16 protein-coding genes are annotated in these 17,689 nt (G+C 53.1%); 11 read left to right on the top strand and 5 right to left on the bottom strand.

The features are described 5' to 3' along the window. Window positions 1-120: 120 nt before the first annotated feature. Window positions 121-1,029 (bottom strand): LysR substrate-binding domain-containing protein, encoded by a 909-nt coding sequence (locus OGX67_RS24685; protein ID WP_003840122.1) that lies wholly within the window; start codon window positions 1,027-1,029, stop codon window positions 121-123. A gap of 126 nt (window positions 1,030-1,155) precedes the next feature. Between OGX67_RS24685 and mhbT the strand changes: the two genes are divergently transcribed. From mhbT to dusC, 6 genes are all read left to right on the top strand, one after another. Continuing rightward, the gene (mhbT, locus tag OGX67_RS24690) at window positions 1,156-2,514 is read left to right on the top strand and encodes a 3-hydroxybenzoate transporter MhbT (protein ID WP_257651048.1); all 1,359 of its coding nucleotides are present in this window, start codon (window positions 1,156-1,158) and stop codon (window positions 2,512-2,514) included. 11 nt (window positions 2,515-2,525) lie between these two features. Further along, complete coding sequence (gene gtdA, locus OGX67_RS24695; RefSeq protein WP_003840127.1) at window positions 2,526-3,563, top strand: gentisate 1,2-dioxygenase; 1,038 nt, start codon at window positions 2,526-2,528, stop codon at window positions 3,561-3,563. Window positions 3,564-3,578: 15 nt separating this feature from the next. Further along, window positions 3,579-4,280, top strand: a complete 702-nt coding sequence (locus OGX67_RS24700) for a fumarylacetoacetate hydrolase family protein (RefSeq protein ID WP_016150651.1) — start codon at window positions 3,579-3,581, stop codon at window positions 4,278-4,280. Between the two features lie 8 nt (window positions 4,281-4,288). Further along, window positions 4,289-4,933, top strand: a complete 645-nt coding sequence (gene maiA, locus OGX67_RS24705; RefSeq protein WP_163208433.1) for a maleylacetoacetate isomerase — start codon at window positions 4,289-4,291, stop codon at window positions 4,931-4,933. A gap of 14 nt (window positions 4,934-4,947) precedes the next feature. Further along, window positions 4,948-6,141, top strand: coding sequence for a 3-hydroxybenzoate 6-monooxygenase (locus tag OGX67_RS24710; protein WP_003840133.1), 1,194 nt, complete (start codon window positions 4,948-4,950; stop codon window positions 6,139-6,141). Between the two features lie 61 nt (window positions 6,142-6,202). After that, window positions 6,203-7,141: a tRNA dihydrouridine(16) synthase DusC gene (dusC, locus tag OGX67_RS24715; RefSeq protein ID WP_016150649.1), complete on the top strand. Its 939-nt coding sequence runs from the start codon at window positions 6,203-6,205 to the stop codon at window positions 7,139-7,141. Between the two features lie 68 nt (window positions 7,142-7,209). Here dusC and yohP read toward each other — a convergent pair whose 3' ends face one another. Both yohP and OGX67_RS24720 read right to left on the bottom strand, forming a co-directional pair. After that, complete coding sequence (yohP, locus tag OGX67_RS27020) at window positions 7,210-7,293, bottom strand: small membrane protein YohP (protein ID WP_015572324.1); 84 nt, start codon at window positions 7,291-7,293, stop codon at window positions 7,210-7,212. A gap of 70 nt (window positions 7,294-7,363) precedes the next feature. Next, complete coding sequence (locus OGX67_RS24720; RefSeq protein ID WP_096889776.1) at window positions 7,364-8,098, bottom strand: class I SAM-dependent methyltransferase; 735 nt, start codon at window positions 8,096-8,098, stop codon at window positions 7,364-7,366. Window positions 8,099-8,267: 169 nt separating this feature from the next. On the opposite strand from OGX67_RS24720, the gene mdtQ reads away from it, so the two are divergent. Continuing rightward, window positions 8,268-9,707, top strand: a complete 1,440-nt coding sequence (gene mdtQ / locus OGX67_RS24725) for a multidrug resistance outer membrane protein MdtQ (RefSeq protein WP_054528583.1) — start codon at window positions 8,268-8,270, stop codon at window positions 9,705-9,707. Window positions 9,708-9,744: 37 nt separating this feature from the next. On the opposite strand, the gene OGX67_RS24730 is transcribed toward mdtQ, so the two are convergent. Then, entirely contained in the window at window positions 9,745-10,314 is a 570-nt protein-coding gene (locus OGX67_RS24730; RefSeq protein WP_286527744.1) for a DedA family protein, read from the bottom strand. A gap of 242 nt (window positions 10,315-10,556) precedes the next feature. Here OGX67_RS24730 and OGX67_RS24735 point away from each other — a divergent pair, with 242 nt between their 5' ends. Then, window positions 10,557-11,144 carry a Yip1 family protein gene (locus OGX67_RS24735; protein WP_196614889.1) on the top strand — a complete coding sequence of 196 codons (588 nt, stop codon included), beginning with the start codon at window positions 10,557-10,559 and terminating at the stop codon, window positions 11,142-11,144. 180 nt (window positions 11,145-11,324) lie between these two features. After that, window positions 11,325-12,272 carry a D-alanyl-D-alanine endopeptidase gene (gene pbpG / locus OGX67_RS24740; RefSeq protein WP_003027363.1) on the top strand — a complete coding sequence of 316 codons (948 nt, stop codon included), beginning with the start codon at window positions 11,325-11,327 and terminating at the stop codon, window positions 12,270-12,272. Between the two features lie 64 nt (window positions 12,273-12,336). Here the strand turns inward: pbpG and dld are convergent, their stop codons facing one another. After that, window positions 12,337-14,046: a D-lactate dehydrogenase gene (gene dld, locus OGX67_RS24745; RefSeq protein WP_003027361.1), complete on the bottom strand. Its 1,710-nt coding sequence runs from the start codon at window positions 14,044-14,046 to the stop codon at window positions 12,337-12,339. Between the two features lie 232 nt (window positions 14,047-14,278). Here dld and bglX point away from each other — a divergent pair, with 232 nt between their 5' ends. Together bglX and osmF are read left to right on the top strand one after the other, a co-directional pair. Further along, window positions 14,279-16,576, top strand: a complete 2,298-nt coding sequence (gene bglX, locus OGX67_RS24750) for a beta-glucosidase BglX (protein ID WP_049015356.1) — start codon at window positions 14,279-14,281, stop codon at window positions 16,574-16,576. 195 nt (window positions 16,577-16,771) lie between these two features. After that, on the top strand, window positions 16,772-17,689 hold the full coding sequence (gene osmF / locus OGX67_RS24755) for a glycine betaine ABC transporter substrate-binding protein OsmF (RefSeq protein WP_220393147.1): 918 nt from the start codon (window positions 16,772-16,774) through the stop codon (window positions 17,687-17,689).

A 17,689-nucleotide genomic window follows, 5' to 3' on the forward strand; every position in this document is an offset into this window, starting at 1 on the left:
TTGACGAGACTGATTCATCATACAATTAAACTTAAAAACGTGCTACCGATCACATCATGAATTCTAAGCATAGAGGAAATAGATATCTGGAACATCGGGCGATGGCCCTAACTCTCCGCGCTAAGCCTGTGCCAGATAATACAAAAAACGATTCAGGGCGGTAGTAGGTGTTTCGTTGTTGCGCCAGAATACGCCGACGCTGCCTTTTTGTTCAATCTTCGGCAGATTCAGAATAGCCAGCTGTCCCTGGGCGGCATACCGTTGTGCCAGACGCAAAGAAAGAATAGAGATCATATCGCTACTTTGCAGCAGGTTGGTACTGACGTTGATCGACGCCGATTCAATGATGTTTTCCGGCAACATGACGCCGTTATCAACCAGCGCATTATCAATGCTTATCCGGATAGGGGTTCCTGTCGGCCAGACAATCCAGCGCCAGTTCGCCAGATCGTGCCAGGTGAGCAAGGGATATTTTGCCAAGGGATGATCGGGACGGGCGACGAAACAGACCGGCTCGGTATACAGCACCTGGTAATTGAGCGGCAACTGAAGCGCCCGGCCACCGACGCGACCGACGACGACATCCACCGAACCCGCGAGCAGATCGTGCAGCAGCGGGGTCATCACTTTCTCTTCGATATTAAGGTTCAGGGTTGGCAACTCTTTGAGCAAACCCAGTATTGCCAGTGAAACGCAGTCGGTCGCCACGGGTGAGCAGCCAATCTTCAGACTTCCCACCAGGCCGCCTTGCTTAAAACGGGCGATTTCATATTGCGAACGTTCCATATCATTGAGCAGGCGTTGGGCATGCTGCAGTAGCAGTTTGCCGCCTTCGGAAGGACGCAAGCCTTTGCTATGACGTTCAAAGAGGGTGATGCCAATCTCATCTTCGAGCTGTGATAACCATTTTGACAACGCTGGCTGGGTGATATTCATCATCCGTGCGACGTGAGTCAGATTTCCCTGTTCGCCCAGCGCGATAAGCGTTTGCAGGTGTTGCAACTTAAGTTTCTGCGCCCAGTTTGCCATTTGCTATAACCTCCAGGTTATGCCTCTGCATGAAAAGCCATTGTACATTTCATCTCCAAACATACAAAGTCGCAACATACCTAAAACAAAACAGACATCTACTCTACCTGCACTGAGGCATTCACTATGACTCATCAACGTGATCTACAAGCACTGATCGATTCCGCTCCCGTCGGTAAGACCCAGTGGCGCGTTATCATTTGCTGTTTTCTGGTCGTCATGCTCGACGGATTTGATACCGCAGCTATTGGCTTTATCGCTCCCGACATTCGTACTCACTGGCAGCTGACTGCCGGCGATCTGGCGCCGTTGTTTGGCGCAGGCCTGTTGGGGCTAACCGCTGGCGCATTGCTCTGCGGCCCATTGTCTGACCGTTTTGGCCGCAAACGGGTGATTGAACTCTGCGTGGCGCTGTTCGGCGCCCTGAGCCTGATTTCGGCTTTTTCTCCCGATCTACAAACGCTGGTTATTTTGCGCTTTCTTACCGGGTTAGGTCTGGGCGGCGCGATGCCAAATACCATCACCATGACGTCAGAGTACCTGCCAGCGCGGCGGCGTGGCGCGCTGGTGACCATGATGTTTTGTGGATTTACTCTGGGATCGGCGATGGGCGGAATTGTGAGCGCGCAACTGGTGCCGGTTATTGGCTGGCACGGCATTCTGGTGCTGGGAGGCGTTCTACCACTCATGCTGTTTGTGGCTCTGCTGTTTGCGCTACCGGAATCCCCGCGCTGGCAGGTTCGTCGCCAACTGCCGCAAAACGTGATTGCCAGAACCGTTAGCGCCATCACCCGGGAACGTTATGACACTACCCATTTTTATCTCAACGAGGGCACCGCGATTGCTAAAGGAAGCATTCGCCAGCTGTTCGTCGGGCGACAGCTGCCCATTACCCTGATGCTATGGGTAGTGTTCTTTATGAGCTTGCTGATTATTTATTTGCTTTCCAGTTGGATGCCAACGTTGTTAAACCATCGTGGAATTGATCTGCAGCATGCCTCATGGGTAACTGCCGCCTTCCAGATTGGAGGAACGCTGGGGGCGCTGGCGCTGGGGGTGCTGATGGATAAATACAATCCTTTTCGCGTGCTGGCCGTGAGTTATGCACTGGGCGCAGTGTGCATCGTCATGATTGGCCTGAGCGAGAACGGTCTGTGGTTGATGGCTCTGGCTATTTTTGGCACCGGCATTGGTATTAGCGGTTCTCAGGTTGGTCTAAATGCGTTAACCGCCACGCTATATCCGACACAAAGCCGGGCGACGGGCGTCAGCTGGTCTAATGCGGTGGGGCGCTGCGGCGCGATTGTCGGCTCGCTTTCCGGCGGCGTGATGATGGCGATTAATTTCTCATTCGATAACCTGTTTTTCATTATTGCCGTCCCGGCGGCCATCAGCGCGGTGATGCTTACGCTGCTGACGGTTGTTATCCGCCAGTCGGCCTCTGCCTCAAATACTCTGCCTCGCGCAGGTGTTGTGAATGAATAAGGAGAATCCCTATGTCTGAACTGAATCAGGATGTTAAGAACAGCCGTCAGCAGTTTTACCAGCATATTTCCGGGCAGAATCTGACCCCTCTGTGGGAGTCGCTGCACCGCCTGGTGCCGCCAACACCGAACGCACATTGCGCGCCTGCGTACTGGAACTATCAGGAGATCCGCCCTCTGCTGTTAGAAAGTGGCGATCTGATTGGCGCGAAAGAGGCGATTCGCCGCGTGCTGGTGCTGGAAAACCCAATGTTGCGCGGACAGTCTTCAATCACCCCAACGCTGTACGCAGGATTGCAGTTAATTATGCCGGGCGAGGTTGCGCCGAGTCACCGCCACAACCAGTCTGCGCTGCGCTTTATTGTCGAAGGGAAAGGGGCATTTACCGCCGTGGATGGTGAGCGCACCCAGATGCATGAAGGCGATTTTATTCTGACGCCGCAGTGGCGCTGGCACGATCACGGCAACCCGGGCAGTGAACCGGTGGTGTGGCTGGACGGTCTGGACCTGCCGCTGGTGAACCTGCTGGGCTGCGGCTTTGCGGAAGACTACCCGGAAGATCAGCAGCCGGTCACGCGTCAGGAAGGGGATTACTTACCGCGCTACGCGGCCAATATGCTGCCGCTGCGCCATCAGAAGGGTAACTCATCGCCGATTTTTAACTATCGCTACGATCGCAGCCGTGAAGCGCTACATGACCTGACCCGTATGGGCGACGCCGATGAGTGGGACGGTTACAAGATGCGTTACGTCAACCCGGTAACCGGCGGTTATCCCATGCCTTCGATGGGAACCTTCCTGCAACTGTTGCCGCAGGGCTTTTCCTCACGAATGGCGCGTACCACTGACAGCACTATCTATCACGTGGTGGAAGGAAGTGGGCAGGTCACCATCGGTAACGAGACCTTCAACTTTTCGCCAAAAGATATTTTTGTGGTGCCGACCTGGCACGGCGTGTCGTTCCAGACCCACGAAGATACCGTCTTATTCAGTTTTTCGGACAGACCGGTTCAGGAAGCGCTGGGGCTGTTCCGTGAAGCACGCTATTAATTTGGGAGAGAGAAAATGACGCAATATGTATTCGAACCACAAGCGCCTGTTACCGTTCCGGTGGTTGGTAGTGATGAACAATTTCCCGTACGCCGCGTTTATTGTGTGGGCCGTAACTATGCCGCTCATGCGCGTGAAATGGGCTTTGATCCGGATCGCGAACCCCCGTTCTTCTTCTGTAAACCTGCTGATGCGATAGTCCCGGTGGCAGCTGGTCAGATCCTTGAACTGCCGTACCCATCGCAGACCGATAACTATCACTATGAGATAGAGCTGGTGGTGGCGATTGGTAAAAAGGGCAGCGATATTCCGCTGGAAAAAGCGCACGAATATATCTGGGGCTATGCCACCGGTCTGGATATGACCCGCCGTGACCGGCAGATGGAGATGCGTCAGATGGGGCGTCCATGGGAAATCGGCAAAGCGTTTGATCTCTCCGCGCCCATCGCGCCGTTGCATAAAGCCAGCGAAAGTGTGGATGTTAACCATGCGCCAATCTGGTTGCAGGTCAACGGCGACGATCACCAGCGTAGCGATATTCGCCACCTCATCTGGTCTGTGAATGAAACCATCAGCTATCTGTCAGGCTTTTTCGAACTGCAGCCAGGCGATCTGATCTACACCGGTACACCCGAAGGCGTAGGGGCGGTAGTGAAAGGGGATGTGATCACCGGAAATGTAGACGGTTTAACCCCCATCGCCGTGAAGATTGTCTGAGGTGGATAATGAAGCTGTACAGTTTCTTTAATAGCTCCGCGTCATATCGTGTACGCATTGCGCTGGCGCTGAAGGGGCTCGATTACCAGACGGTGGGCGTCAATATTCGCATTGGTCAGCAGAACGAACTGGCCTACCGGCGAATGAATGCGGTGGGACTGGTGCCGACGCTGGTGACCGATGACGGAGAATCACTCGGGCAGTCTCTGGCGATAACCGACTGGCTGGATGGCCACTTTCCACAGTCGCCGCTGCTGCCCGCCGATTTCCCGGCGCGTAGTAAGGTGCTGGAAATCGTTTATGCCATCGCCTGCGATATTCACCCTGTAAATAATCTACGGGTGCTGCGCTACCTGAGCGAAGAGCTAAAGGTCAGTGAAGAAGATAAAAAACGCTGGTATGCCCACTGGATCCAGCAAGGGTTAAGCGCGGTGGAACAGATGTTGCGCCAGAGTCACTCGGGGACGTTTTGCGTGGGGGACGCACCGACGCTGGCGGATTGCTGTCTGATCCCGCAGTGGGCAAACGCGTTGCGGATGGGTTGCGATCTGAGCGGATATCCACGCTGTCAGGCGGTATATGATGCCTGTACCCAGCTTCCGGCGTTTATCGCCGCTGCGCCCGAGAATCAACAAGACAAAATTCCAGCCTGATAAGGAGAACGACAATGGCTAAAGTGACACGCGCAATTATCGTGGGTGGCGGGATTGGCGGCGCGGCGACCGCGCTATCGCTGGCCCGTCAGGGCATTAAAGTGATGTTGCTGGAGAAAGCGCACGAAATTGGTGAAATTGGCGCGGGTATTCAGCTCGGGCCGAATGCATTCTCTGCTCTGGACAGCCTTGGCGTGGGGGAAGTTGCCCGTCAACGCGCCGTTTTTACCGACCACATCACGATGATGGATGCGGTAAATGCGAAAGAGGTAGTACGGATTGAAACCGGGCAGGCGTTCCGCGATCACTTTGGCGGTCCTTATGCGGTTATCCATCGAGTTGATATTCACGCCAGCGTTTGGGAAGCGGCGCTGGTGCATCCTAACGTTGAGTATCGCACTTCAACTAATGTGGTTGATATTCGCCAGACAGAGAATGACGTGACGGTATTTGACGAGCACGGCAACAACTGGACGGCGGATATTCTGGTGGGCTGTGACGGTGTAAAATCGGTTGTTCGTCAGTCTCTGATTGGCGATGCGCCACGCGTTACCGGGCACGTGGTCTATCGCGCCGTGATTGATTGCGATGATATGCCAGAAGATTTGCGCATTAACGCGCCGGTATTGTGGGCCGGACCGCATTGTCATCTGGTGCACTATCCACTGCGCGGCGGCAAACAGTACAACCTGGTGGTGACCTTCCACAGTCGTCAGCAGGAAGAGTGGGGGGTGAAGGATGGTAGCAAAGAGGAAGTGCTCTCCTATTTTGCGGGTATTCATCCACGCCCTCGTCAGATGCTGGATAAACCGACGTCATGGCGGCGCTGGTCAACCGCCGATCGTGAGCCGGTAGAGAAATGGGGAACCGACCGCATCACGCTGGTGGGAGATGCCGCGCACCCGGTGGCGCAATATATGGCGCAAGGAGCCTGTATGGCGCTGGAAGATGCTGTCACGCTAGGTAAAGCGTTACAGCAGTGTGACGGCGATGCGGCTGATGCCTTTGCGCTGTATGAGTCGGTGCGTATTCCGCGTACCGCACGTATCGTCTGGTCAACGCGCGAAATGGGACGCGTCTACCATGCCGCAGGCGTCGAGCGTCAGGTGCGTAATCTGTTGTGGAAAGACAAGTCGCAGGCGGAATTTTATCGCGGTATGGAGTGGTTATACGGCTGGAAAGAAGATAACTGCTTGCTGCCACGCTGAGCCTCTTTAATCTCCCGAACGGAGGCGCTACCATAGCGCCTCTTTTTTTGCGGGTGACGATATGCGTGTTTTACTGGCGCCGATGGAAGGCGTGCTCGACTCACTGGTGCGCGAGCTGCTGACTGAAGTGAATGATTACGATCTGTGCATCACCGAGTTTGTGCGCGTGGTGGATCAGCTCCTGCCGGCAAAAGTATTTCATCGACTCTGCCCGGAACTGCATAACAACAGCCGGACGCCATCCGGCACGTTGGTTCGCATTCAGCTGTTAGGACAGTATCCGCAGTGGCTGGCGGAGAATGCCGCGCGCGCGGTAGAACTGGGATCGTACGGTGTCGATCTGAACTGTGGTTGTCCGTCGAAGCTGGTGAACGGCAGCGGCGGTGGCGCAACGTTACTGAAAGATCCTGAGCTTATCTACCGGGGCGCAAAAGCTATGCGCGAGGCGGTCCCGGCTCATCTCCCGGTGACGGTGAAAGTGCGTCTGGGCTGGGATAACAGCGATCGGCAGTTTGAAATTGCCGATGCCGTGCAGCAGGCTGGCGCCAGCGAACTGGCGGTGCATGGTCGAACCAAGGAACAGGGCTATAAGGCAGAACATATTAACTGGCAGGCGATTGGCGAGATCCGCCAGCGACTGACTATTCCGGTTATCGCGAATGGCGAAATCTGGGACTGGCAGAGCGCCCAGGATTGTATGGCCATCAGCGGATGCGATGCGGTGATGATCGGACGTGGCGCATTAAATATTCCAAACCTGAGCCGCGTGGTGAAATACAACGAGCCGCGTATGCCGTGGCCTGATGTCGTGACGCTGTTGCAAAAATATACCCGTCTTGAAAAGCAGGGGGACACCGGGCTGTATCATGTAGCGCGGATTAAGCAGTGGTTAGGGTATCTGCGAAAAGAATATTCAGAGGCAACCGCGCTGTTTCAGGAAATTCGTGCGTTAAACAATTCGCCGGATATCGCGCGTGCGATTCAGGCTATTACCCTTTGAACACAGCTGATGCGCCAGACCGGATTAAATGCTAATGCCTTATCCGGGCTGGCTGATAGGCAGCAATATCAAAAAATCATCTTAAACACGCCTGTTACCACCAACAGTCCAATCAGAAAAATAATCAGAATAACCCACAGCAGAATTTTCATTAACTTTCCTTTTTTTGGTAAGTTCAGATTGAGTATAGGAAAGTATTAATCATTCTGCCTGGAGGCGCTGTTATGCTGGTTTACGTGCGCTGAGCAGAAACACCATCGGCCGCTCTTTTTCTTCATCTAACGCTGGGTTTTCAGCAATCTGTTGCGCGGAAGGTCCCCATTCATCGACACAAACGATGTCGAATCCGGCCCCAATCAGCGCATTAATCCAGGTCGCCAGCTTACGGTGCTGTTTTTTGACGCCCTCAGCAAACCAGTTACTGATGCGCTCACCTTCCTGCTGATAATGATTAATCGGCCAGGAGAGTTGCCCGGTTTTATCTTTGATCCAGCCCTGGTTAAGCGGTGCGGTATAAATTGGATGCTCAGCAGAGAAAACCAACATGCCTCCCGGTGTTAATGACTGGTAAATGGTTACGAATAATCGTTCTATATCGTGCAAATAGTGCAGGGCAAGCGAGCTATAAACCAGATCAAAGGAATTTGGGGACAAGGTAAGCGTTTCGAGATCTTCACGCTGATAAACGATGCCATTACCCTGCGTCATACTGTGCGCCTGAGTTAACATTTTTTGTGAAATATCCAGCCCCACTACACTGGCAGCCTGATTATCGCGTGCGTAGCGGCAAAACCAGCCATATCCACAGCCCAAATCAAGAATGTTTTTGCCTTGAAGAGAGGGGAGCATCGCTTGTATTGTCGGCCATTCTGGCGCGCCGTCGAGCCCCTTTACTGAACGATCCAGTGTGGCATATCCAGCAAAGAACTCAGGATCGTCATAGATATTCTGTGACATAAAATCTCCATCCATTAATTATTAAAACTATTTAACCTATATTATTCACGAGGTGTATATTTTTCTGATTTTATATTTTTATTGCCAAAGATGTATTGCCACGCGTAACTAAAAAAGCAAAAGCGACAAGTCGTAATCTCTGCACATCTTTTCTTACCTGTATATCTCCATGAATCGTAATTCTGTGTTTATCACCACGGCATTGTTGCCGCTTTTTGTTCTGATGGCAGGCTGTGCGCCTATGCATGATGACCGCCAGTCTCTGTCACAGCAGACCCCTGCTGCGAATGTCGATACCACATTGCCTGCCGCGTTAAAAAATGGCTGGCCGGACAGCCAGTGGTGGAGGGCATATCACGACCCACAACTTAATGCGTTGATTGACAGCACGTTGCGAAATTCTCCTGATATGCAGGTAGCGGAACAGCGCATTCAACTGGCGGAGGCGCAGGCTAAGGCCGTGGAAGCACAGGATGGCCCGGAGATCGACTTCTCCGCAGACGTTGAGCGTCAGAGAATGTCAGCTGAGGGTCTGATGGGACCGTTTGCCATTACCGATCCGGCCGCCGGAACAACAGGACCGTGGTACACCAATGGAACCTTTGGTTTAACCGCTGGCTGGAATCTGGATCTGTGGGGTAAAAATCGGGCTGAAGTGACGGCGCGTATTGGGGCCGTTAAGGCACGTGAGGCTGAGCGCGAGCAAACCCGGCAGCTGCTGGCGAGCGGTGTCTCCCGCCTTTACTGGGAATGGCAGACGCAGGCGGCGCTGAAAACCGTACTGACGCAAATCGAAAGCGAGCAGCAAAATGTGATAAGCGTCGATCGTCAGCTGTATCAAAACGGTCTAACTTCTTCAGTGGAAGGCGTTGAAACTGATATTGACTCCAGCAAAACAGAGCAGCAGTTGAATGATGTCAGCGGCAAAATGAAGGTGATTGAAGCACGGCTGAGCGCGCTGACCAATGCCCAGTCCACTGCCCTGAAGCTCCATTCGACCCCACTGCCCGCGGTCGAAAGCCAGCTCCCGTCACAATTGGGTTACTCGCTACTGGCCCGCCGCCCGGATTTACAGGCGGCGCACTGGTACATTGAGTCATCGCTGAGCAGCATTGATGCGGCGAAAGCGGCGTTTTATCCCGATGTGAATCTGATGGCATTTTTACAACAGGATGCGTTACATCTGAGTGACTTGTTCCGCCATTCCGCGCAGCAAATGGGCGTAACCGCCGGGCTGACTCTGCCTATCTTTGACAGCGGCAGGTTGAACGCAAATCTCGATATTACGAAAGCGCAAAGCAACCTGACGGTGGCGAATTACAACAAAGCGGTGGTGGATGCGGTGAATGACGTGGCACGTGCCGCATCGCAGGTAGAAACATTAGCGCAGAAAAATCAGCATCAGCAGCAGATTGAACATGACGCTCAGCGCGTAGTGGGGCTGGCTCAGGCGCGCTTTAATGCGGGTATTATTGCGGGCTCCAGGGTCAGCGAGGCAAAGATCCCGGCATTACGTGAGCAGTGCAACGGTCTGCTTTTGCAGGGCCAATGGCTGGATGCCTCAATTCAGTTGACCAGTGCGCTGGGCGGCGGTTATCACGCGTCCTGATTAATCGGCCCGACGGTGTTCCGCTGTCGGGCCATCTTCATTGCGCTTTACGCGTGCTTCGCCGTTTCATCCACCAGCGGACGCCCGCGACAATCCCGATAACCAGCACCAGCCAGATGCCATGCTTGATATGCTGGTCAAGGCTGTGCAGCCACGGCGCTATCACTTCACCACCGATGTAGCCCAGAGTCGTAAATAACGATGCCCAGACAAACGCGCCAAGAATATTTAGCGGTAAAAAGATCTTCGGCGGCAGGTGACTGGCGCCAATCAGTAAGGGACCAATAACGCGAAAGCCGTACATAAAGCGCGTACCGACCACAAACAGGTAAGGACGTCGCTGGATCATCTTCTGTGCGTAATCAATTTTCGCCTGGTGGCGCGAGAAACGCTGCAAAATTTTGCCGCCAAAATGACGTCCGAGTAAATAAAGCAACTGATCGCCAATCATCCCGCCCAGCGCGACCGAGAGTACCACCAGGGGAAATTTCAGGACGCCCTGATGCGCCGCAACGCCGCCTAACAGGGTAATGGTTTCGCCTTCCGCCAGACTGCCGATGATTAACGCAGCATAGCCGTATTGCGCAACATAATGATTTATATCCATACGATTGTATGACCTCCACTGCTAATAGCATACACCCTATGATTGTTTGATGCCGGAAAAGCCGCGTAGTAGCACTTAAGGTCGCTCAGCTCTCCAATGCCTGATGGCGCTTCGCTTATCATGCCTACGCCTGAACAAACTTTTTACCCGGCGCTTCGGTATTTTTTCTGTGTACATAAAATAATCAAAAGCTGAATTATACTTGAAGTGTTGAGGTCCGGAGCTGACAACAAGGGGGCGGTATGAACCATGTCTGGGGGCTGTTTTCCCATCCCGATCGTGAAATGCACGTGATCAACAGCGAAAACGAAAGCGTTTCGCATCACTATACCCACCATGTACTGCTGATGGCGGCAATCCCGGTGGTTTGCGCATTTATCGGCACCACGCAAATCGGCTGGAATTTTGGCGATGGCAATATCCTGAAGCTGTCTCTGTTGACCGGATTTGCGATGGCAATTCTGTTTTACGGGGTGATGCTGGCGGGCGTCGCCGTCATGGGGCGGGTTATCTGGTGGATGGCGCGTAATTACCCGCAGTGCCCATCGCTGGCGCATTGTATGGTTTTTGCAGGATATGTCGCGACGCCGCTGTTTTTAAGCGGACTGGTCGCACTTTATCCGCTGGTCTGGCTGTGCGCATTGGTGGGGACCATCGCGTTGTTTTACACCGGCTATTTACTTTATCTCGGTATACCTACGTTCCTGAATATCACACGCGAGGAAGGGTTAAGTTTTTCCAGTTCGACGCTGGCGATCGGTGTGCTGGTACTGGAAGTTCTGCTGGCTATTACGGTAATCCTGTGGGGTTACGGCTACCGATTATTCTGACGGATAAACCTGTCTGCGCTGCGTTGTTGACGTAAAAGTCAGCAACGCAGCATTTCGAGACGATTCTCCTGTGGCGGCAAACCTGCCGGATCGCTATGATGCCTGAGCTAGCTTGAGATAATACTTAGTCTCTGGCGGTGTGCGTTGTGACGTGCGTGAACCATTATCAGAAATCTCATCATGCTGAAATTCCGAGTTTCATTATTAAGCCTTGCCCTGGTGCTGGCCGTTCCTTTTGCACCCCAAGCCGTGGCGAAAACGGCAACTACCGCAGCGGCTTCTCAACCTGAGATAGCGTCCGGTAGCGCGATGATTGTTGATCTGAATACCAACAAAGTTATCTATTCGAACCACCCGGACCTTGTGCGTCCGATTGCGTCGATTACCAAATTAATGACCGCGATGGTGGTGCTTGATGCACGACTGCCGTTGGATGAGAAACTGAAAGTTGATATCAGTCAGACACCGGAAATGAAAGGCATCTACTCTCGTGTGCGACTGAACAGTGAAATTAGCCGTAAAGACATGCTGCTGCTGGCGCTGATGTCGTCAGAAAACCGTGCGGCAGCCAGTCTGGCGCATCATTACCCTGGCGGTTATAACGCGTTTATTAAAGCCATGAATGCCAAAGCGAAAGCGCTCGGCATGACTCAGACACGCTTTGTGGAACCAACCGGCTTATCGATTCATAACGTCTCGACAGCTCGTGATTTAACCAAGCTGCTGATCGCCAGCAAGCAGTATCCGCTGATTGGCCAGTTAAGCACTACGCGTGAAGATATGGCGACCTTTGCCAACCCGGCTTATACGCTGCCATTCCGTAACACCAACCATCTGGTATACCGCGATAACTGGAATATTCAGTTAACCAAAACCGGATTTACCAATGCGGCGGGCCACTGTCTGGTGATGCGCACGGTGATTAACAATAAACCGGTGGCGCTGGTGGTGATGGATGCGTTCGGTAAATATACCCACTTTGCCGATGCCAGCCGTTTACGCACCTGGATTGAAACCGGCAAGGTGATGCCGGTTCCGGCGGCAGCGCTGAGCTACAAAAAGCAAAAAGCGGCGCAGATGGCGGCGGCAGGTTCAGCTACGGGTGAGCAAACCGCGCAGAACGATTAAACCGTAGGCCGGGCAAGCGAAGCGCCCCCGGCAACGTGCCCGATGGCGCTTACGCTTATCGGGCCTACGATTCTTTCCAGAACTTTTGCTTACTCGTTTTACCAATACCCGGATTCATACTGTTGGTGGGGTCATTCTCGCGGTAAAAACGGGTTAATGTTTCCGGTGCTTTATACAGATGTCCGACGTTATGCTCTGCCGGATACTGTGCTCCGCGCTCGTGCAGAAGCTCCAGCATCTGCTCTTTCAGCGCATGTGCATCCACGCCTTTTTTCACGATGTAATCCTGATGGAATACATAGCACATAAAGTGACCGTAATAGAGCTTATGCACCAGTTGACTGTCGATTTCTGGCGGCAGATGCTCATACCATTCGGTGTCGTTACGACGCAGCGCGATATCCAGCGCCAGAATATCTTCTACTTCATCGGCATGTACGGCCTGATAACGAATCGCCGCGCCAGCCGCCGCAAAGCGATGCAAAAACGCCTTGCTGCCTTCTTCTGGGGTACAGGCAAAGAAGTCGCCTTCAGCGGTTTTGAAATATTCGCTGAGCCAGTTTTGCGCTTCAGCCACGCCGCCACCGGCCATTTTTAACAGCAGGTGATGCTCGTACTTATCGCGCCAGCTTTTCATGCGTGCCGGTAAGTGGCTGGGGAACAAATGACCAAATTTCTGCATTGCCCGGTCGGTGAAATGCGGACGGAAAATTTTCACTTTTTCCAGCATCGCATCGGTGCGACCTTTCAGGGTGAAAAAGAACGGCATTTTGTCGGTGCCGAGCTTGTCGATCATCAGAAACGTATCTTTGCCATATTGCTCGGCGATGTCGTAAATATCGCGGTGCATATATTCACCAGCAACCGGCAGGTGCTCGAATTTTGCCAGAATATGACGGCGGATTTCCGTCAGCACTTCAGGCTGATTGGTACCGATGTAAAAGACCTGCTGATTTTTTTCGGCTTCGAAGGTGTCCAGACGCACGGCGAAAACCGCTAGCTTACCTGCACAACCGGATGATTCAAACAAGCGATCCGGGTCGGCGTTATAGCGGGCGGGCGTGTCCGCCTCAATATCTCTGACGCGGGTGACATAGTCGTGATCGTGCGCGTGTCGCCCGTCGTGGCGGACATCGTCATCTTTAATCCGCTCGTCATCAAGTTTGCTCAGGATCTGTTCCGGGGTCTGGCCCAGCTCGATACCCAGATGGTTGACCAGCTGCAATTTACCTTGTTCGTCAATACGCGCAAACAGCGACATCTCGGTATATGCCGGGCCGCGCTGTACCAGCGAGCCGCCGGAGTTGTTGCAAATGCCGCCAATTACCGAAGCGCCAATACAGGATGACCCGATCACAGAATGTGGCTCACGGCCAAACGGTTTGAGCGCCTTTTCCAGCGAATACAACGTTGTACCGGGATAAGCCAGCACTTGTTCGCCTTTGCCGATGACGTGCAGTTTATCCAGGCGCAGGGTGCTGATAATGACAATTTCGCGGTCGTAATCATTTCCGCTCGGCGTAGAGCCTTCGGTCAGGCCGGTATTGGCGGCCTGCATCAGGATAATTTTATCAGCGGCGACGCAAGCATTGAGAACGCGCCACAGCTCTAAAAGCGAGCCGGGGAACACAACGGCGAGCGCTTCGCCCTGGCCGGAGCGGAATCCCTTGCGATAGCGGGCCGTTTTAGCAGGTTCAGTGAGCAGGTGAGAATGACCAACCAGACGGGTCAGTTCATTCAGGAAAGCTTTATTATCTGTTGTAATGGAAGACATTCTCCACTCCTTGTGGTGGGACTCAATATCAGGAACAAGCATAGCGCTTTGTATGACAATACGCTTTCTCATTCATATTGTCTCTGGTTCGTCTTCTAATGATTTGCGCTGGTTTTGAAAATTAGGAGAATAACCTTAGCTTTCTTTATCGCTCCCGTTTAGTCTTACGGCAAACTGCGGTTTTTGTTATATTTTCGCTGCCTCGTCGGGAAAAAATAAAGAGAGAATCAACATGAAATGGCTATGTTCTGTAGGTGTCGCGGTGAGTCTGGCGTTGCAACCAGCGCAGGCGGACACGCTGTTTGGTAACCATCCTCTGACGCCAGAAGCGCGGGATGCATTCGTTACCGATTTACTTAAACAGATGACCGTGGATGAGAAAATTGGGCAACTACGCTTGATAAGCGTCGGGCCTGATAACCCGAAAGAAGCCATCCGCGAGATGATCAAAGACGGGCAGGTTGGGGCAATTTTTAACACCGTCACGCGCCAGGATATCCGCAAAATGCAGGATCAGGTGATGGAACTCAGCCGCCTGAAAATTCCTCTCTTTTTTGCCTACGACGTATTGCACGGCCAACGTACCGTGTTCCCGATAAGTCTCGGCCTGGCGTCCTCTTTTAATCTCGATGCGGTCAGAACCGTTGGCCGTATTTCCGCGTATGAAGCCGCCGATGATGGTCTGAATATGACCTGGGCGCCAATGGTCGATGTCTCTCGCGATCCGCGTTGGGGCCGTGCTTCAGAAGGTTTTGGTGAAGACACGTATTTAACGGCTACGATGGGTAAAACCATGGTTGAAGCGATGCAGGGTAAAAGCCCGGCGGATCGCTATTCGGTGATGACCAGCGTCAAGCACTTCGCCGCTTATGGCGCGGTTGAAGGTGGCAAGGAATATAACACCGTCGATATGAGCCCACAGCGTCTGTTCAACGACTATATGCCGCCGTATAAAGCCGGGCTGGACGCTGGTAGCGGTGCGGTAATGGTAGGACTTAATTCGCTAAACGGTACGCCTGCAACCTCAGATGCATGGCTGCTCAAAGACGTGCTGCGTGATGAATGGGGCTTTAAGGGTATTACCGTTTCCGATCACGGCGCGATTAAGGAACTGATTAAGCACGGTACTGCCTCCGATCCTGAAGATGCGGTGCGTGTGGCGATCAAGTCCGGCATCAATATGAGTATGAGCGATGAGTATTACAGCAAATATCTTCCGGGCTTGATTAAATCCGGCAAAGTGACGATGGCGGAGCTGGATGACGCCGCGCGCCACGTGCTGAATGTGAAATATGATATGGGGCTGTTTAACGACCCGTACAGTCATCTGGGGGCCAAAGAATCTGACCCACAGGACACCAACGCGGAAAGCCGCTTGCACCGCAAAGAGGCGCGTGAAGTAGCGCGAGAAAGCCTGGTGCTGCTGAAAAACCGTCTGGAAACGTTGCCGCTGAAAAAATCCGCCACCGTGGCAGTCGTCGGTCCGCTGGCCGACAGCAAGCGTGATGTGATGGGCAGTTGGTCCGCTGCCGGTGTTGCCGATCAGTCGGTAACGGTACTGACGGGAATTAAAAATGCCGTCGGCGATCAGGGCAAAGTGCTGTACGCCAAAGGGGCGAATATCACCAACGACAAAGGCATTGTCGATTTCCTCAATCTATATGAAGAGGCGGTGAAGGTTGACCCGCGCTCGCCGCAGGCGATGATCGATGAAGCCGTGAACGCAGCGAAGCAGTCTGACGTGGTGGTTGCGGTAGTCGGCGAAGCGCAGGGTATGGCGCATGAAGCTTCCAGCCGCACCGATATCACTATTCCACAGAGTCAGCGTGACCTGATTGCCGCGCTGAAAGCCACCGGTAAACCTCTGGTTCTGGTACTGATGAACGGACGTCCGCTGGCGTTGGTTAAAGAAGATCAACAGGCCGATGCGATCCTCGAAACCTGGTTTGCCGGGACGGAAGGCGGTAACGCCATCGCCGATGTGCTGTTTGGTGATTACAACCCGTCAGGCAAGCTGCCGATGTCTTTCCCGCGCTCTGTCGGACAGATCCCGGTCTATTACAGCCATCTCAATACCGGTCGCCCGTATAACGCAGATAAGCCGAACAAGTACACGTCGCGCTACTTTGATGAAGCGAATGGTCCGTTGTATCCCTTTGGTTATGGCCTGAGTTACACCACGTTCACGGTTTCTGATGTGAAGCTCTCTTCTCCAACGATGAAGCGTGACGGGACCGTGACGGCCAGCGTGCAGGTGACCAACACCGGCAAGCGCGAAGGTGCGACGGTGATTCAGATGTACTTGCAGGACGTGACCGCTTCCATGAGTCGTCCGGTAAAACAGCTGAAAGGTTTTGAGAAAGTGAATCTTAAGCCGGGTGAAACCCAGACCGTCAGCTTCCCGATTGACATTGACGCGCTGAAGTTCTGGAATCAGCGTATGCAATACGATGCAGAACCTGGCAAGTTTAACGTCTTTATCGGCGTGGATTCCGCCAGAGTGAAGCAGGGCGAATTTGAGCTGCTGTAATTGATTAGCGAGTAAAGGCCGGGTTTCCGGCCTTTATCTTTAGGTGTATGCGCCGCGTCTGCTTCTTATTTCTCATCACGTTATTGCTAACGAATCCCTCTCTTACTCCCCAATTGCCAGGTTAAGCCCTGATTTTTCGACTATGCTTTTTCCTCAAGTCTCTGAAAAGGGCCGCAAAAGGATGAGGAGTACAGCATGATAATCTCAAAAGTATCGGCGGGTTCGCTGGCGCTGTTAGCTGCGATAAGCCTACCCTTACAGGCCGCGTCACCCGTCACGGTCGGTTCAAAAATAGATACCGAAGGGGCGCTGCTCGGCAACATTATTTTGCAGGTGCTCGAAAGCCATGGCGTGAAAACCGTCAATAAAATACAGCTTGGTACCACCCCAGTGGTGCGTGGGGCAATCACCTCCGGTGAGCTGGATATTTATCCGGAATATACCGGTAATGGCGCATTCTTTTTTAAAGATGAAAATGATCCCGCGTGGAAAAATGCGCAGGCTGGATTCGACAAAGTGAAAAAGCTGGATGCAGAGCAAAATAAGCTGGTCTGGCTAACCCCTGCACCCGCCAACAACACCTGGACCATTGCAGTACGCCAGGATGTTGCGCAAAAGAACAAACTTGAGTCCCTTGCTGATTTAGGCCGTTACCTGAAGGACGGAGGAACGTTCAAACTTGCCGCCTCTGCTGAATTTATCGAACGGGCTGACGCGCTGCCTGCGTTTGAAAAAGCTTATGATTTCAAACTGAATCAAAATCAGCTGTTGTCGCTGGCTGGGGGAGATACCGCGGTGACGATTAAAGCGGCGGCGCAGCAGACCTCCGGAGTCAATGCGGCGATGGCTTATGGCACCGATGGCCCGGTTGCGGCGCTCGGTCTGCAAACTTTAAGCGATCCAAAAGGTGTCCAGCCCATTTATGCGCCAGCACCCGTCGTACGTGAGTCGGTGCTAAAAGACCATCCGCAAATGGGAGAGTGGCTGCAACCGGTATTTGCCAGCCTGGATGAAAAAACGTTGCAACAACTGAATGCCAGCATTGCCGTGGAGGGACTGGATGCGAAAAAAGTCGCAGCAGATTACCTGAAGCAAAAAGGATGGGTGAAGTAA

Source organism: Citrobacter sp. Cf118 (assembly GCF_030334095.1).
Classification (GTDB): Bacteria; Pseudomonadota; Gammaproteobacteria; order Enterobacterales; family Enterobacteriaceae; genus Citrobacter; species Citrobacter freundii.

What these genes read in the sequence shown, in the direction of transcription:
- OGX67_RS24685 (WP_003840122.1), bottom strand. Translation starts at nt 1,029, where the DNA reads ATGGCAAACTGGGCGCAGAAACTTAAGTTGCAACACCTGCAAACGCTT.
- mhbT (WP_257651048.1), top strand. Translation starts at nt 1,156, where the DNA reads ATGACTCATCAACGTGATCTACAAGCACTGATCGATTCCGCTCCCGTC.
- gtdA (WP_003840127.1), top strand. Translation starts at nt 2,526, where the DNA reads ATGTCTGAACTGAATCAGGATGTTAAGAACAGCCGTCAGCAGTTTTAC.
- OGX67_RS24700 (WP_016150651.1), top strand. Translation starts at nt 3,579, where the DNA reads ATGACGCAATATGTATTCGAACCACAAGCGCCTGTTACCGTTCCGGTG.
- maiA (WP_163208433.1), top strand. Translation starts at nt 4,289, where the DNA reads ATGAAGCTGTACAGTTTCTTTAATAGCTCCGCGTCATATCGTGTACGC.
- OGX67_RS24710 (WP_003840133.1), top strand. Translation starts at nt 4,948, where the DNA reads ATGGCTAAAGTGACACGCGCAATTATCGTGGGTGGCGGGATTGGCGGC.
- dusC (WP_016150649.1), top strand. Translation starts at nt 6,203, where the DNA reads ATGCGTGTTTTACTGGCGCCGATGGAAGGCGTGCTCGACTCACTGGTG.
- yohP (WP_015572324.1), bottom strand. Translation starts at nt 7,293, where the DNA reads ATGAAAATTCTGCTGTGGGTTATTCTGATTATTTTTCTGATTGGACTG.
- OGX67_RS24720 (WP_096889776.1), bottom strand. Translation starts at nt 8,098, where the DNA reads ATGTCACAGAATATCTATGACGATCCTGAGTTCTTTGCTGGATATGCC.
- mdtQ (WP_054528583.1), top strand. Translation starts at nt 8,268, where the DNA reads ATGAATCGTAATTCTGTGTTTATCACCACGGCATTGTTGCCGCTTTTT.
- OGX67_RS24730 (WP_286527744.1), bottom strand. Translation starts at nt 10,314, where the DNA reads ATGGATATAAATCATTATGTTGCGCAATACGGCTATGCTGCGTTAATC.
- OGX67_RS24735 (WP_196614889.1), top strand. Translation starts at nt 10,557, where the DNA reads ATGAACCATGTCTGGGGGCTGTTTTCCCATCCCGATCGTGAAATGCAC.
- pbpG (WP_003027363.1), top strand. Translation starts at nt 11,325, where the DNA reads ATGCTGAAATTCCGAGTTTCATTATTAAGCCTTGCCCTGGTGCTGGCC.
- dld (WP_003027361.1), bottom strand. Translation starts at nt 14,046, where the DNA reads ATGTCTTCCATTACAACAGATAATAAAGCTTTCCTGAATGAACTGACC.
- bglX (WP_049015356.1), top strand. Translation starts at nt 14,279, where the DNA reads ATGAAATGGCTATGTTCTGTAGGTGTCGCGGTGAGTCTGGCGTTGCAA.
- osmF (WP_220393147.1), top strand. Translation starts at nt 16,772, where the DNA reads ATGATAATCTCAAAAGTATCGGCGGGTTCGCTGGCGCTGTTAGCTGCG.